General features: G+C 54.7%; 13 protein-coding genes. 5 read left to right on the top strand and 8 right to left on the bottom strand.

The annotated features are described in order from the left end of the window. The first annotated feature begins 71 nt into the window (after positions 1-71). Complete coding sequence (gene yidA, locus SGR01S_RS18450; RefSeq protein ID WP_061808235.1) at positions 72-887, top strand: sugar-phosphatase; 816 nt, start codon at positions 72-74, stop codon at positions 885-887. A gap of 45 nt (positions 888-932) precedes the next feature. On the opposite strand, the gene SGR01S_RS18445 is transcribed toward yidA, so the two are convergent. Together SGR01S_RS18445 and SGR01S_RS18440 are read right to left on the bottom strand one after the other, a co-directional pair. Next, positions 933-1874: an ornithine cyclodeaminase family protein gene (locus tag SGR01S_RS18445; protein WP_061808234.1), complete on the bottom strand. Its 942-nt coding sequence runs from the start codon at positions 1872-1874 to the stop codon at positions 933-935. Beyond that, positions 1861-2829, bottom strand: coding sequence for a threonine/serine dehydratase (locus tag SGR01S_RS18440; protein ID WP_061808233.1), 969 nt, complete (start codon positions 2827-2829; stop codon positions 1861-1863). The genes SGR01S_RS18445 and SGR01S_RS18440 overlap by 14 nt, the downstream gene beginning before the upstream one ends. 170 nt (positions 2830-2999) lie before the next feature. Here SGR01S_RS18440 and SGR01S_RS18435 point away from each other — a divergent pair, with 170 nt between their 5' ends. After that, on the top strand, positions 3000-4280 hold the full coding sequence (locus SGR01S_RS18435; RefSeq protein ID WP_037421177.1) for a YidR family protein: 1281 nt from the start codon (positions 3000-3002) through the stop codon (positions 4278-4280). A 33-nt stretch (positions 4281-4313) separates the two neighbouring features. On the opposite strand, the gene SGR01S_RS18430 is transcribed toward SGR01S_RS18435, so the two are convergent. Beyond that, a complete protein-coding gene (locus SGR01S_RS18430) occupies positions 4314-4658 on the bottom strand; it encodes a YceK/YidQ family lipoprotein (protein ID WP_061808257.1) in 345 nt (114 codons plus the stop codon). Between the two features lie 304 nt (positions 4659-4962). On the opposite strand from SGR01S_RS18430, the gene ibpA reads away from it, so the two are divergent. The 3 genes from ibpA to SGR01S_RS18415 all read left to right on the top strand — a co-directional run bounded on the left by ibpA (position 4963) and on the right by SGR01S_RS18415 (position 7864). Next, positions 4963-5376 carry a small heat shock chaperone IbpA gene (ibpA, locus tag SGR01S_RS18425; RefSeq protein WP_037421174.1) on the top strand — a complete coding sequence of 138 codons (414 nt, stop codon included), beginning with the start codon at positions 4963-4965 and terminating at the stop codon, positions 5374-5376. A 232-nt stretch (positions 5377-5608) separates the two neighbouring features. Then, a complete protein-coding gene (ibpB, locus tag SGR01S_RS18420; RefSeq protein ID WP_037421171.1) occupies positions 5609-6037 on the top strand; it encodes a small heat shock chaperone IbpB in 429 nt (142 codons plus the stop codon). Between the two features lie 168 nt (positions 6038-6205). After that, positions 6206-7864, top strand: a complete 1659-nt coding sequence (locus tag SGR01S_RS18415; protein ID WP_061808232.1) for a putative transporter — start codon at positions 6206-6208, stop codon at positions 7862-7864. Positions 7865-7898: 34 nt separating this feature from the next. On the opposite strand, the gene SGR01S_RS18410 is transcribed toward SGR01S_RS18415, so the two are convergent. The 5 genes from SGR01S_RS18410 to SGR01S_RS18390 all read right to left on the bottom strand — a co-directional run bounded on the left by SGR01S_RS18410 (position 7899) and on the right by SGR01S_RS18390 (position 14984). Continuing rightward, positions 7899-9152, bottom strand: coding sequence for a valine--pyruvate transaminase (locus SGR01S_RS18410; protein WP_061808256.1), 1254 nt, complete (start codon positions 9150-9152; stop codon positions 7899-7901). Between the two features lie 134 nt (positions 9153-9286). After that, positions 9287-11353 carry an alpha-amylase gene (locus SGR01S_RS18405; RefSeq protein ID WP_061808231.1) on the bottom strand — a complete coding sequence of 689 codons (2067 nt, stop codon included), beginning with the start codon at positions 11351-11353 and terminating at the stop codon, positions 9287-9289. 161 nt (positions 11354-11514) lie between these two features. Continuing rightward, positions 11515-12492 carry a glyoxylate/hydroxypyruvate reductase GhrB gene (ghrB, locus tag SGR01S_RS18400; RefSeq protein WP_061808230.1) on the bottom strand — a complete coding sequence of 326 codons (978 nt, stop codon included), beginning with the start codon at positions 12490-12492 and terminating at the stop codon, positions 11515-11517. Positions 12493-12658: 166 nt separating this feature from the next. Next, entirely contained in the window at positions 12659-13927 is a 1269-nt protein-coding gene (locus SGR01S_RS18395) for an MFS transporter (protein WP_017891160.1), read from the bottom strand. 97 nt (positions 13928-14024) lie between these two features. After that, positions 14025-14984, bottom strand: a complete 960-nt coding sequence (locus SGR01S_RS18390) for a sugar kinase (protein WP_061808229.1) — start codon at positions 14982-14984, stop codon at positions 14025-14027. Positions 14985-14986: the final 2 nt, after the last annotated feature.

The following is a 14986-nucleotide window of genomic DNA, read 5'->3' as shown; positions in this document are numbered from 1 at the left end:
ACGCTTTTTTGGCGCTGACATTGCACGCTGAAACGCGTTAGCATGGGAAAAAACCACTGGGAGAAGATCGAATGGCTATTGAACTGATTGCGATTGATATGGACGGCACGCTGCTCAACCCGCAGCACCAGATTACGCCCGCGGTAAAGCAGGCGATCACCGAGGCACGCCGCAAAGGGGTGCATGTGGTGCTGGCCACCGGGCGACCTTACGTCGGCGTGCAGGATTATCTGCGTCAGTTGGACATTCAGGGCCCCGGTGATTTTTGTATTACCTATAATGGCGCGTTGGTTTTGAAGGCGGTAGACGGCGCCTGCGTCCTGCAAGAAACACTGGGCTTTGAGGATTATCTCTACTTCGAGCAGATGGCGCGCGAGTTTGGTGTCCATTACCAGGCGTTTGATTTCGATACCCTGTATACCCCAAACAAAGATATCGGCAAATACACCGTGCACGAGTCGGAGATGACCGGTATTCCGCTGAAGTACCGCAGCGTGGAAGAGATGGACCCTTCGATTATTTTCCCGAAATTGATGATGGTTGACGAGCCAGAGCTGTTGGACCGCGCCATCGCGCGCATCCCGGCAGAAACGCTGGAGCGATACACCATCCTGAAGAGCGCGCCGTATTTCCTGGAGATCCTGCATAAAAATGTAGATAAAGGAACCGGCGTGAAAATGCTGGCCGATCATCTCGGTATTGCACGTGAAAACGTGATGACGTTGGGTGACCAGGCTAACGATACCGCGATGATCGAATATGCGGGCGTTGGCGTTGCAATGGGTAACGCTATCCCGGAACTGAAAGCGGTGGCGCAATTTGTGACCACCACCAACACTGAAGACGGCGTGGCACGTGCTATCGAGAAGTTTGTGTTGAATGCCTGATAGTGCGATGAATTAAAGGGGCGCAGTTGCGCCCCTAAAGACATCCTATACCCGTGCCAAAATACCTTTCACAATTTGCACATCCTGAATCGCCAGTCCGGTCAGATCAGCGAGGGTGATTTGCTGGTCATCATTACGCACTTTTATCCCCCGAGCCAATGCCGTACCCAATTCGACGATCGGCGTCGATTTAAGTAAACCCTGCCGATAAGCGGTGGCGATTTCACCATAATCTGCACATTGCGCCAAAGCATCCACTAACAGCACATCCGCCCTGGCCACCAGATCGGCTGTCAACTCCTGCTTGCCGTGGGCGTCTGCACCGACGGCGGTGATGTGGGTGCCGGGTTGAATATCTGCTGCCCGCAGAATGGGTTCACGACTGGGGGTCGTGGTGACAATCAACCGGCAGTGTCTCGCCAGTTCCGCTGCATCTTGCGTGGTCTGCACCCGAAATCCCTCCGCCTCAGCTTGGCGACGGAAAGTGTCTAATGCCAGCTCGTTGCGACCCCATACCCAAACCTCACGGCAGGAAATTTGGTTTTTCAGCTGTTGTAACTGTAGTTGGGCCTGCATGCCGCAGCCGACGATGCCAATCGCTGGGATATCTGCTGGTGCGCACAGTTCGGCGGCAATACGCCCGGCTAGCGCGGTACGTAATGCAGTTAACCAACCCTCGTCCAGTAACAATGCCTGTGGTTCACCGGTTTGCGCCGAGAAGGCCATCATCAGCCCTTGGTTACTGGCCAGCCCCTGCGTCGGATTACGGTAAAAGCCAGAGGAAACCTTGACGACAAATTGTTCATCCCCCTCCAGCCAGGCCGATTTAATACAACAGTCACCTGCCGCTTGCTCAAACAGGAAATGCTGCACCGGCGGTTGTTGCACCTGCTGTTGGGAATAGGCAATAAATCCCTGTTTGAGCAATAATGTGACAGCATCTGCATCGAACGCGTCAAGGATCTGCCGTTTATTAAGGATTTTCATCGGAGATAGCCTTGAGGTATTTTTCCAGTACGATGTTTTTCCCGCACAGTACCACCGCCACTTTTTTCCCCTGGAATTCGGGCGCGAGTTTGATAGCGGCGGCTAAGGCGACCCCGGCGGCACCTTCAATAATCCAGCGGTCGCTGGCGGCAATTTGGCGCATAGCCTGTTTTATTTCCGCTTCACTGACCAATACTTTGCGATCGATCACCTGCTGGCACAGTGGGAAGGTGATCGCACCCGGCTCAACGCCGCCGGCAGTGCCATCTGACAAGGTATCCTGTTCTTCCACCGGATAGATGTGGCCAGCCTGCAGTGCGCTATACATGCTGGTGGCATTTTCCGGCCAGCAGGCAATAAGTTGGGTTTTCGGCGATAATTGCTGCAAAACGGTACCAATTCCTGAAATATAGCCGCCACCACCCACGGCGACAAACACCGCATCCAAATCCGCTTGCTGCTCTACCAACTCCATGCCGCAAGTGCCCTGACCGGCAACCACCTGTGGATCGTTATAGGGTGAGATATAGACTTTACCTTCCTCAACGGCAGCCTTTTCCCCTGCCTGTTCGGCATTCAGTGCGTCGCCCGGTACCAGTTCTACCTTGCCGCCCAGCGCACGGATGGTCTCCAGTTTGATTGCGGCCGCCGTTTCTGGAGCATACACCGTCACGTTGACACCCATCAGTTTGCCGGCCAGCGCAACGGCCTGCCCGTGATTGCCTGTTGAGGCGGCTATTACCCCGCGGCTGCGCTGTTGATCATTCAGCAGCCGCAGTTTGTTGCTGGCACCGCGAAATTTGAAAGAGCCGGTATGTTGCAGATGGTCGCATTTCAGATATAGCTCACAGCCCAGTTGCTGTGACAACAGAACACTGCGTTCGAGCGGCGTCACGCGAACCTGTGGGCGCAATTGCTGATGGGCGGAAACAATTGCGTCGAATAAATTGCTCATACGGGCTCCTGTAGAAATGTTTCGTAGACTTTAAAATCCAGTGTGTACTTTTTAGTATTATATGTAAACCCTCATTTGTACGTGGACAAAGTGTGCCAAGGGGCAATGTGAACCCGATGCCCATTCCGGTAAGATGGCTGTTCAGTACCAGCCTATGCAGGAGAGCCGCCATGAGCCATCGGGAACAACAGCTGACTTTTGATCCACGTGGACATCAGTTAACCAACATTAACGTCTGGACGCCGGATAGCCAGTGGTTGGCTTACGACGTACGCCCGAATGGTGCTTCATTTACTGGCTTGAGTATTGAGCGGGTGAACGTAGAGAGCGGCGTGGTAGAGGTGGTCTATCGCGCACAACACGGCGCTCATGTTGGTGTGGTGACCGTCAGTCCGGATGCACCAGCTCGCTATGCCTTTATTCACGGCCCAGAGTATCCGGACAGCGTTTGGCATTATGATTTTCACCACCGTCGCGGGGTGATCGTCAGCGAGCCGGATCGTGAGTTGGCCATAACCCTCGATGCGATGGATATTACCGCGCCCTATACTCCCGGCGCACTGCGCGGCGGCACTCACGTGCATGTCTTTAGCCCGGACGGTAGCCGCCTGAGCTTTACTTATAATGACCATGTGATGCATGAGCTGGACCCGGCGCTGGATCTGCGCAACGTGGGTGTAGCCGTGCCATTACAGGGCGTGAATCCTCCCAAGCAGCATCCGCGTGAATATGATGGCAGCCATTACTGTGTATTGGTGAGCGAGACGACACCGCAGCCGCAGCCAGGCAGTGACCAGATCAACCGTGCCTATGAAGAAGGCTGGATAGGTCAACGTGGTTATACCCGATCCGATGGGCGGCAACAGCGTTGGGCGCTGGCATTTATCGGCGATACACTTTCCAGTAGTGGTGAGAAGTTGCCTGAGGTTTTCATTGTTGATTTGCCACAGGATGATGCCGATTACGCCAAAGCCGGAGCCAGGCCGCTACAGGGCACTGCACGGCATTTACCTGCACCGCCGTTGGGAATACGCCAACGGCGACTGACGTTTACCGGACAGCGACGTTTCCCTGGTGTGGTGACGACTCCCCGCCACTGGCTGCGCAGCTCACCCGATGGCAGTATGATTGCCTGTCTGATGAAGGATGATGCGGGTGTCGTACAGTTGTGGGTTGTCTCACCCAACGGCGGTGACCCGCGGCAGGTCACTCATGGTGAACAGGGTATTCAATCGGCGTTTAGTTGGCACCCACAGGGGGGCAGGATCGCATTGGTGTGTGATAACAGCCTGATGCTATGTGAGGTCGCCAGTGGCCGTATGCAACGCCTGACACAGCGTACTGCGCTGCCGCCTTCGGGGGACGCTATTGTGTTCTCACCGGACGGTAGCAAAGTGGCGTTTATGCGTGAGATTGACGGATTCAGCCAGATTTTTGTGGTTGAGCTGTAATCAACCGCGGGCGCGTGGCCCGCGTCTGATACGTTAATGTGGGGTGGTGGCGGCTGCGTGGGCAGGATCGCCGCTGGCGGCCAGATTCTGCTCTTCGCCATGCAAGATGCGCGCTCTTGGCGAGTCTGCGGTACCGTCACTGCCGGAGCGCATATAGTCGTAAGGCAGTAACACCGTGTCCATCACCGCCGAGAATGGCAGATCCAGCGCCACCAGTGGCATCATCGCCCAACTGGTATTGTCGTCCCTCAGCACATCCATGCTGGCACGGGTACCCGGATAATAGCCCTGATTCGGGCCGGTGTGGCTCATCACGCTGGAGCAGCCGTTGGTCGCTAACAGCATGCAACTGGTTGCTATGACTCTTATCGTTTTCATTATTCCATCCTGCAGGGTGCTGTTCCCCAAAATCAGCTGATCTATAACATCTTGTGGATGTTTTAAAAGGAGCAAGAGCCCGCTCTGTGGCGGCCGTCTCAGTTTATTGTAAGGGATAAAAAAACTTTCGCTGCACTGATTATCATTTTTTTGATCATCAGCGGTTGAAATGGTGAAAGCCACCCCCATTTTCTTATCAGAAGCAAATTAAGAATTCGCCGTAAGGGAATTCTGATTATTTAGCCTGTCCATGATGGAAGGCTTAATTATTCAACCTCGCTGAAGTGCCTTAGGAGGCTGTTTTATGCGTAATTTCGATCTTTCTCCACTCTACCGTTCCGCAATTGGTTTTGACCGTTTATTTAATGCGTTGGAGGCGGGTCAGAGCCAGGGTAATGGCGGCTATCCTCCTTATAATGTTGAGCTGGTGGATGAAAATCATTACCGCATCGCGATCGCGGTAGCTGGGTTTGCCGAGCAGGAGCTGGAAATCACTACCCAAGATAATCTGCTGATTGTACGCGGCGCCCATAATAATGAACCTGCGGAAAGAACCTACTTATATCAAGGTATTGCTGAGCGGAACTTTGAACGTAAATTCCAGTTGGCCGAGCATATCAAAATTAAAGGCGCCAAGCTGGAAAACGGTTTGTTGTATATAGATATGGAACGAATTGTTCCAGAAACATTAAAACCGCGCCGGATAGAAATTAAATAATTCTTATTTCATCGGCGGAATGAACCGCCGGTGTAATGAATGTTAGTTAACGTGCCTGCCGTCAGGGGGCACTGCTTAATTTACCCTATGAATTTCAAGTACAGTAAGGGGCCCGCTCATTTAACCCACTGCGCTTATCTTGATAAGTGACTGGGATGAATGAGTGCAGGTAACAACACAGTAGCTTGAAAGACGACGGGTAAAATCTCGCTTCATAGAAGGAGTTTATACTATGCGTAATTACGATTTATCCCCGCTGCTGCGTCAGTGGATTGGTTTTGACAAACTGGCAAGCTCAATGGGCGGTCAGGAGCCGCAAGGTTTCCCGCCTTACAACATCGAGAAAAGCGACGACAACCATTACCGCATTTCTCTGGCGCTGGCCGGGTTCAAACAAAGTGAGCTGGATATTGAGGTTGAAGGCCCACGCCTGACTGTGCGCGGCAAACCAACACCGCCAGAAAAACAGGTGGAATATCTGCACCAAGGGCTGGTGTGTAAAGAGTTCACGTTGACCTTCACCCTGGCTGAGCATTTGCAGGTGTCAGAGGCCCAGTTTGAAAACGGCCTTCTGCATATCGATCTGGTGCGTCAGGTTCCAGAAGCCCTGCAACCACAGCGTATTGCTATCGGCACCACGCCGGGGTTGGAATCAAAATAACCGACTGAAAAACAGCTAAATTATACGGGGGAAGTCCAAACGGGCTTCCCCCGTTGCATTCTGTGGTGCACCCCACAGTCGTGCCTTCCCGCTTATGCCAAAATCCCTGTTAATTGTGCGTATTTAACCGCAAAACCGGTTGTTAAACTTCTGGCAAGGATGTGACCAATGAGCGAAATCGCCCTGACCGTCAGTATGTTGGCGTTGGTGGCCGTTCTCGGGCTGTGGATGGGTAATTGGAAGATCTACGGGGTAGGACTGGGTATTGGTGGGGTGCTATTCGGCGGTATCATCGTTGGGCATTTCGCCCAGAGCTGGCAGCTTAATCTTAATGGCGACATGTTGCATTTTATTCAGGAATTCGGCCTGATCCTGTTCGTTTACACCATTGGTATTCAGGTCGGTCCTGGTTTCTTCTCTTCGTTGCGGGTGTCCGGGCTGCGGCTCAACGGCTTCGCCATTTTACTGGTGCTGGTTGGTGGGCTCGTCGCGGCGGTGGTTCACAAACTGTTTGCTGTACCACTGCCGATCATTCTCGGCGTGTTCTCCGGGGCTGTCACCAATACCCCCGCACTCGGCGCCGGGCAGCAAATTCTTACCGATTTAGGGTCAGACCCTGCAATGGTTGATCGGATGGGGATGGGTTACGCCATGGCCTATCCGTTTGGTATCTGCGGCATTTTATTGGTGATGTGGCTGATACGCCTGTTTTTCCGCATTAATATCGAGCAAGAGGCGCAGGCGTTTGAAAGCAGCCTGGGCAACCAGCGTGAGCTGCTGCATACCATGAACGTGGCAGTACGCAACCCTAACCTGCAGGGGATGGCTATCAAAAATGTACCGCTGCTCAATGGTGAGGACATCATCTGTTCACGCTTGAAACGTGGTGATTTACTGATGGTGCCGGCGCCGCTTGAGAAACTTGAACTGGGCGATTATCTGCACCTGGTGGGCAAACGAGAAAGCCTGGAAAATGCCCGGCTGGTGATTGGCGAAGAGGTCGACGTCTCGCTGTCAACGCGCGGTACAGAGCTACAGGTGGTGAGAGCGGTAGTGACTAATGAAAAGGTGTTGGGCAGTAAAATCCGCGATCTGAACCTGAAGCAAAAATACGACGTGGTGATCTCACGGCTCAACCGCTCTGGGGTTGAATTGGTCGCCGGCAGCAATGTGACGCTGCAATTTGGTGACATCCTCAACCTGGTGGGGCGGCCCGAATCTATCGAGGCGGTGGCGGCGATTGTCGGCAACGCCCAGCAGAAGCTCCAGCAGGTGCAAATGCTGCCGGTGTTTATCGGTATTGGTCTGGGCGTGCTGTTGGGATCTATCCCGCTGTTTATACCGGGTTTCCCGGCGGCATTGCGTCTGGGGCTGGCCGGTGGCCCGCTGGTGGCGGCGCTGATCCTTGGGCGTATCGGCAGCATCGGCAAGCTGTACTGGTTTATGCCGCCCAGTGCCAATCTGGCGTTGCGGGAACTGGGGATCGTGCTGTTTCTGGCGGTGGTCGGGCTGAAGTCGGGCGGTAACTTTGTCGATACGCTGATTAATGGCGAAGGGCTGGCATGGATTGGTTATGGCGCGCTGATTACCGCGATTCCTCTGTTTAGCGTGGGCGTACTGGCGCGAACGGTGGGCAAGATGAACTATCTGACGCTGTCTGGCATGCTGGCGGGGTCAATGACCGATCCCCCGGCGCTGGCCTTCGCTAACGGCTTGCACCCGACCAGCGGCGCTGCTGCGCTGTCCTATGCCACGGTTTATCCGTTGGCGATGTTCCTGCGCATCATGTCACCGCAGTTGCTGGCGGTGTTATTCTGGGCAATATAAGACGATGGGGCGCATGTGCGCCCCATCGTTATGATCAGTTCGCTTCTTGGTGAGCGCGTTCGATCTCTTCCGCCAGTATTGCCACGCCGCGCTCAATCTTCTCCGGATCCGGCACGTAGTTCATCCGCATGCACTGGTGGGTATGCGGCCATTCATGCTCCAGCCCCGGGAAGAAGTAATGCCCTGGAACCATCAGCACACCACGTTTTTTCAGGCGTTGGTAAAGCAATTCGGTAGTGATCGGCAGGTCCTTAAACCACAACCAGAGGAAAATTGCCCCTTCCGGTTTGTGGATCAGACAGCGCTCTGGTGACAGGTAGCGGCGAATGATCTCGATAGTGTGCTCGACACGCTGTTTGTAGAACGGACGGATCACCTCGTTGGACAAACGCAGCAGGTCGCCACGTTCGATCATTTCTGTCGCCATTGCCGGGCCTATACTGCCCGGGGACAGGCTAATGATGCCGTTCATGTTGGTCAGGGCGCTGATGGTCTTTTCATCGGCGATCACAATGCCGCAGCGCGAACCGGGTAGGCCGAGTTTCGACAGGCTCATGCACAGAATAATGTTAGGGTTCCACAGCGGCGTTGCGTCGCTGAAGATAATGCCAGGGAACGGCACGCCATAGGCGTTATCGATCACCAGTGGAATATTGCGCTGTTGCGCCAGCAGGTCGAGCTTCATCAGCTCTTCGTCGGTGATTACGTTACCGGTTGGGTTAGTGGGGCGCGACACACAGATCATGCCGATATCGTCGCCAATATTCAGATGTTCGAAATCAACGTGATACTTGAATTGGCCTTCTGGCAGCAGTTCGATATTGGGTTTGGCCGAAACAAACAGGCCCTCGTCCAACCCTGCATCGGCATAACCGATATATTCTGGGGCTAGCGGGAACAGCACGCGGCGGCGGCTGCCGTCGGCATAGCGCCCGGCAAATAGGTTAAACAAGTAGAAAAACGCGCTCTGACTGCCGTTTGTCAGTGCAATATTCTGTGGAGAGATCTGCCAGCCGAGTTCATCGTGCAGCAAATTGGCCAGTGCTTTCAGCAGGGCGTCTTTGCCCTGCGGGCCATCATAGTTACACAGTGCCTCGGTCAGTTTGCCCTGGTCGAGCATGTCCTGGCACAGTTGCTTAAAGTAGCTTTCCATCTCTGGAATTTGCGCGGGATTACCGCCGCCGAGCATGATGGCACCGGGGGTGCGCAGGCCTTCGTTCAGGTCATCCATTAAACGGGTAATGCCCGCGTAACGGGTAAATTTGTCGCCGAAAAGTGAAAAAGTCATAGGTGCAGCTGTATTGTTTTTAGCAGGTAATTCCCCACCATACCGCCTGACAATTTCCGGCGCAATGCGGCTCATAAAATAACCACCGGGAGTTAACTTTGCCCGATGGTTATTTCTCAGCATATTTATCTGAATTAATGTGACCGATCGCCGACCCACACCACCATAGCCCTATCGTCGCCAAGCCGACGGCTGAAGGCGTAGTATTGCGCGGTCTGTTGCGACAGCTGGTTACCCGCACCGATTGCCGGGTGGCGGGCGCGGAATTGACCCAGCCGCTGCCAGTGCGCTAACAGTGGGGCTTTGTCGCCCAGTAGCTCATTCCAGTTCATATCGGAACGCGTGCCCTGCAACGGGTCTGAACCGCTCGGGCCAAGTTGACGGCCACTTTCATCACCGTAGTAAATTTGCACCGCGCCGGGGGCTAGCAGCAGCAGATCGGCGGCGCGCTGCTGCAACGCCAGCGACCCTTTGGCATCACTGGCAAAAAACAGCCGGGTATCGTGCGAAGAGATATAACTTAATACGTTGAAATCCTGAAGTTTGTCGGCCATCTGTTGGTAGGTGGCGTCGATGCTGGAAAAGCAGCTCAGCGCCTGTGACGCCTGGTCCTGGAAATCAAAATTAATCATCGCGTCGAAGCCATTCTGGTAGTAGTCACTTTTCATGACGCCATGGCCCCAGGCTTCACCGGTCATCCAGAATGGGGCGTTATCCAGTGCCTGTAGCGGATGAGCGGCTTTCCACTCAGCCAGCGCTGCCGTGGCACGCTGTTTCAGTAGCGCCAGCGTCGGTTTCTCTACGTGTTTGGCGGTGTCGACACGGAAGCCGTCGATGCCGTAGTCGCGTACCCATTGGCTGAGCCAAATGGTCAAGTAGTCACGGGTGGTGGCTCCGGGAATTTCGCGCGCAGCAGTGTCGGGTTTATGGCGATAAAACAGCGGTAAACCACTGACGCCAGGTGCTTCAGTTTTGATGTCCGGGAGGAAGGCCAGCGACATGGTGAAATCGTCATAGCCCGGGGCGTCATAGTTGCCGATATCGGTACGGATCCAATTCTTGCCCCACCAGTGACTCCAGCCGGCCTTGTCGCTGAAGTTGATATAATCGTTGAAACTGTGCCAGTTTTGTCCTGCCCCCGGCCGCCAATCTCCCCAATTCTTACCCAGTGTTTTTTCTATTTCTGCTCCCTTCAGATACAGCGAGCCGAACTGAAAGGTCTGCATATCCGCCAGGGTGGCGTAACCGACGTGGTTCACCACCACGTCGAACAGAATGCGGATACCCCGTTGGTGTGCCTGCTCAACCAGCGTACGCAGATCTTGCTCGTTGCCCATGTTGGCATCGAGCCGGGTCCAGTCCAGCGCGTAGTAGCCGTGATAGGCGTAATGCGGGAAGTCACCCTTGGTGCCGCCGCCGACCCAACCGTGGATCTGCTCCAGTGGTGAACTGATCCACAGCGCGTTGACGCCGAGTTGTTGTAGATAATCCAATTTTTGCGTCAGGCCAGCCAGATCGCCGCCGTGAAAGGTACCTATTTCCTGCATGCCGTCACTGCGACGGCCATAACTGTGATCGTTGGCAGGGTTACCGTTCTCGAAGCGATCGGTGAGGGCGAAATAGACCGTGGCGTTGTGCCAGTTGAAAGGTGCGGGCTTCTCGTTGTCGGCAGATTCCAGCAACAGCAGTCCTCCGCTGCCATCTGCGGGTAGCAGGGTGACTTTTCCTTGGCTGACTTTTACCGTTTGGCCGGAATAGAAATCACGTACCGTTTCGCCTTCGGCGAAGGTGGCTGCCACGTCGAGGGTAACGGGTTTGCCGTCCCAACGCTGACAGGTGTGTGTCACCGACGTGGCGGCAGTTTCCGGCTCGGTGTTTAGGCTGAGCTGTAATGTTGGTGTGCCACTGCGGGTGTCTATGCGCACCTGGTATTCACCGGCGCGGAAAAGTCGCCAGTTGATCGATGGACTGTCGCCGCAAGGTTGTAACGACAGTGTTTGATTCAGCTTGGCCGCCGTGGTGGGTTGCCAGCACTGTTGGCCTTGGTAAATTTTCAGTGGCAGTTCGCCTTTGGGCAGTGTGGCGTGGCTGGTGAATAAGCCGCTGGTGGATTCATCAAACACCGGGAAGCTTTGCAGTGTCCAGCTTGCCATGGCAGCCGGTGACAGCAGCATCAATAAGGGTAGGGTTAGATTTTTCATAGCTCTCCGTACGCGTGGCAGGAAGCGTTTTTATTGTAGGGTAATGCCCAGTGTGACAAATGCTGAAAAGATCGCCTCATCCCAACAGGTTATTTTCTGGGAGGAGAAGGAAGGGGGAGATAAGTGGAAGAAAATGGGCGGGGAAACCCCACCCATCATGACTATTTTTTCAGTAGCTGAGGATTAACGCAGTTTTCAGTTACCGTGCCGGTCAGTGCGGCAATCAGGTTGTCGACGGCACATTCGGCCATGCCATAGCGAGTCTCATGGGTTGCAGAACCGATATGCGGCAGTGCCACCACGTTTGGCAGCGACAGCAGCGGCGAAGATACCGGCAGTGGTTCTTTTTCAAACACGTCCAGCCCGGCTGCGTGGATGGTTCCGTTTTGCAGTGCTTCGATCAGTGCCGCTTCATCTACGACGGGACCACGGCCAGCATTGATCAAAATGCCGCTCTTTTTCATCTTCGCCAATTGGTCACGGCTGATCATATGGAAGGTTTCATCAGTCAGCGGCAGCGTAATGCAGATAAAATCGGATTCGGCCAACAGAGTGTCCAGATCACAACGGCGAGCGTTAAAGCGTTGTTCGGCCTCTTCATGGGTACGGCGCGCGTTGTACAGCACCGGCATACCAAAACCGAAGTGTGCACGTTGCGCCAGTGCCAGGCCGATACGGCCCATACCGAGAATGCCGATGGTTTTATGGTGCACGTCGACGCCAAACCAGTCCGCCCCGATACTGCCTTGCCACTCGCCGGCTTTCACCCGCTCAGCCACTTCCACCACCCGGCGCGCTGTCGCCAGCACCAAACTCATGATGGTATCGGCGACGGTTTCGGTCAGCACGGTGGGGGTATGCATCAGCAGCACGTTATGAGCATTAAGCGCGTCGACGTCGAAATTATCGTAACCGACGGAAATGGTTGAGGCCGCACGCAGTTTTGGTGCCTGTTGCAGGAAGGCCTCATCAATTTTGCCGCCGGAACCGATGATCCCTTCCGTCTGTTGCAACGCCTGGCGCAGCTCATCGCGGTTATCCGGGGTCAGGCCGTCGAAGGCGTGCACGGTGAAGTGCTGTTCCAGTCGTTCACGCAGGTCGGCAGGGATGTTTTTGTATAAAACGATAGAAGGCTTCATCACGAACTCCAGCAATACCCTTCGTCTTTCAGACTGCAGCGTTGTTAACTGCTCGAACTTCCCCCAGTTACTTACTTAAGTAAGCGCCTGGGGGAAGTTCGTTTGTCGCCTAGCTGCAGCCTGAAATCTATTGGGTATATTCAACAAAAAATAAATTATAACGAGACTAAGCCAGCTGTGGTTGGGCCTCGTTGCGAGCGGGCTTGACTACCAGCGTCAGCACAACCGCTGCCAGCAGGGCAATGGCCATAAACATATAAGAAGCTGCCGGGCTACCGGTAGCGCCGTTCAGGTAACCGACAAACCACGAGCCGAAGAAGGAGCCCAGCGCACCCATGCTGTTGATCAGTGCCATAGCGCCACCGGCGACGTTTTTCGGCAGCATTTCAGGAATGATGGCGAAGAAAGGCCCATAAGGGGCATACATGGCGGCACCGGCAATCACCAACAGAGTGTAAGAGACCCAGAAATGGTTGGCGCCGACGGCGTAAGAGCCGAAGAAAGCCAGCGCGCCAATCAGCAACAGTGGCCAGACGAACAGCTTACGATTTTGCATTTTATCGGAAGCCCAGGACACTAGGATCATGGCGATAGTCGCCGCCAGATAAGGCACCGCCGACAGCCAGCCGGCTTCCACCATACCCATCTGCATGCCGCTGCGCAGGATGGAAGGCAACCACAGCACGAAACCGTACACACCAATACTCCAGGCAAAATACTGTGCGCACAGCAGAATAACGTTGCGTGAGCGGAAGGCTTCACCGTAGTTACGCACCGCTTTAATGCCTTTTTGTTCTTCTTCCAGCTGCTGCTGCAACGCCTGCTTTTCATTGTCGCTCAGCCATTTGGCCTGCGCGGGTTTGTCTTTGGCCAGCACCCACCAGCAGAAGGCCCAGATCACCGCCGGAATGCCTTCAAAGATAAACATTTCACGCCAGCCGTAGGCGTGGATCAGGTAGCCGGAAACCACCGACATCCACAGCACCGTTACCGGGTTGCCGAGGATCAAAAAGGTATTGGCGCGTGAGCGTTCTGATTTGGTGAACCAGTTGCTGATGTAAATCAGCATTGCCGGCATGACCGCGGCTTCCACCACGCCGAGGATAAAGCGGATAGCGGCCAGCATGGGGATATTACTGACCATGCCGGTCAGCGAGGCACAGGCTCCCCACAGGATCAGGCACCAGAAAATCAGTTTTTTAACGCTGCGGCGTTCGGCATAGATAGCGCCGGGGATCTGGAAAAAGAAATAGCCGAGGAAAAACAGCGCGCCCAGCAGCGATGACATGCCTTTGGTGATGCCCAGATCGTCATTAATGCCGGCGGCCGAAGCAAAGCTGAAGTTGGCGCGGTCGAGATAGGCCAGGCTGTAGGTGATAAACACGATGGGCATGATGTACCACCAGCGTTTAGCCGCGATAGTCGCTTTGTTCATGTTCAGATTCCTCAGTGTTCTCTCAACGGGTCCTGGTTGTAGGGCCAGAGGTACACGTCATGTGGAGAAGTCGGTTAACCGATTATGTTTGTTATATTTATTCAGCCAGTGCCGCGCGGGTCGGCAAACCTTCGCTGTCACCGATGGCCTGGATCGCCAGCGAGCCGATTTTGTTACCGCGTTGAACCGCCTGTTTCAGCGTTTTGCCTTCCAGCAGGGCGCTAAGGGTGCCGACGGCAAAACCGTCGCCTGCCCCCACGGTGTCCACCACGTTGTCGACTTTAATAGCAGCTACAGCCGCCTGGTCGCCGGCGGCGGTTTTAAACCAGGCGCCGTCCGGGCCGGTTTTGATGATCACGGCCTGCACGCCGCGTTCCAGGTAAAAATCGGCAATGCCTTCTGGGGTTGATTGGCCTGTGAGGATTTGTCCTTCTTTCAGCCCCGGCAACACCCAGTCGGCGGCAAGCGCCAATTTATTCAATTGCTCGATCATCACTTGCTGGCTGGACCACAGCACCGGACGTAAATTAGGGTCGAACGAAATGGTTTTGCCCATCGCACGCATCTCCCGCGCGGCATGGTGACACAGCGCCAGCGACTGACCGGACAGGGCTGCCGCTACGCCGCTCAGGTGCAGATGGCGAGCGGAACCAAAGTATTCGCGGTTGAAATCGTCGACCGACAGGTGGCTGGCCGCCGAGCCTTTGCGGAAATACTCCACACTGGGATCGGTACCATCGGTGGTTTTAGATTTGATCTGAAAGCCGGTCGGGTAATTGCCGTCTACGCTAACCTGCTGGGCGTTAATGCCTTCTTTTTTCAGCTGTTGCAGGGTGAAACGACCAAAAGTATCGTTGCCGACGCGGCTGACCCAGCCAACGTTCAGCCCCAGACGTGCAAGGCCGATCGCCACATTCAGCTCTGCCCCTGCAATGCGTTTGGTGAAGGTTTCCACGTCCGCCAGATCACCGGTTTGTGTTGCCACGAACATCGCCATGGCTTCACCCAGCGTGACGACATCCAATTGCCCGTTATGCGTGGCTGTTAGCATGGTCATGG

Origin of the sequence: Serratia grimesii NBRC 13537 (genome assembly GCF_001590905.1) — a bacterium.
GTDB lineage: Bacteria > Pseudomonadota > Gammaproteobacteria > Enterobacterales > Enterobacteriaceae > Serratia > Serratia grimesii.
The sequence above is the reverse complement of the archived record's forward strand: the minus strand, read 5'-3'. Positions and strand labels throughout refer to the sequence as shown.

Coding starts and splice junctions, on each gene's coding strand:
- SGR01S_RS18445 (WP_061808234.1), bottom strand. CDS start 1,874: ATGAAAATCCTTAATAAACGGCAGATCCTTGACGCGTTCGATGCAGAT.
- SGR01S_RS18405 (WP_061808231.1), bottom strand. CDS start 11,353: ATGAAAAATCTAACCCTACCCTTATTGATGCTGCTGTCACCGGCTGCC.
- SGR01S_RS18435 (WP_037421177.1), top strand. CDS start 3,000: ATGAGCCATCGGGAACAACAGCTGACTTTTGATCCACGTGGACATCAG.
- ibpA (WP_037421174.1), top strand. CDS start 4,963: ATGCGTAATTTCGATCTTTCTCCACTCTACCGTTCCGCAATTGGTTTT.
- yidA (WP_061808235.1), top strand. CDS start 72: ATGGCTATTGAACTGATTGCGATTGATATGGACGGCACGCTGCTCAAC.
- SGR01S_RS18390 (WP_061808229.1), bottom strand. CDS start 14,984: ATGACCATGCTAACAGCCACGCATAACGGGCAATTGGATGTCGTCACG.
- ghrB (WP_061808230.1), bottom strand. CDS start 12,492: ATGAAGCCTTCTATCGTTTTATACAAAAACATCCCTGCCGACCTGCGT.
- SGR01S_RS18410 (WP_061808256.1), bottom strand. CDS start 9,152: ATGACTTTTTCACTTTTCGGCGACAAATTTACCCGTTACGCGGGCATT.
- SGR01S_RS18415 (WP_061808232.1), top strand. CDS start 6,206: ATGAGCGAAATCGCCCTGACCGTCAGTATGTTGGCGTTGGTGGCCGTT.
- SGR01S_RS18430 (WP_061808257.1), bottom strand. CDS start 4,658: ATGAAAACGATAAGAGTCATAGCAACCAGTTGCATGCTGTTAGCGACC.
- SGR01S_RS18395 (WP_017891160.1), bottom strand. CDS start 13,927: ATGAACAAAGCGACTATCGCGGCTAAACGCTGGTGGTACATCATGCCC.
- SGR01S_RS18440 (WP_061808233.1), bottom strand. CDS start 2,829: ATGAGCAATTTATTCGACGCAATTGTTTCCGCCCATCAGCAATTGCGC.
- ibpB (WP_037421171.1), top strand. CDS start 5,609: ATGCGTAATTACGATTTATCCCCGCTGCTGCGTCAGTGGATTGGTTTT.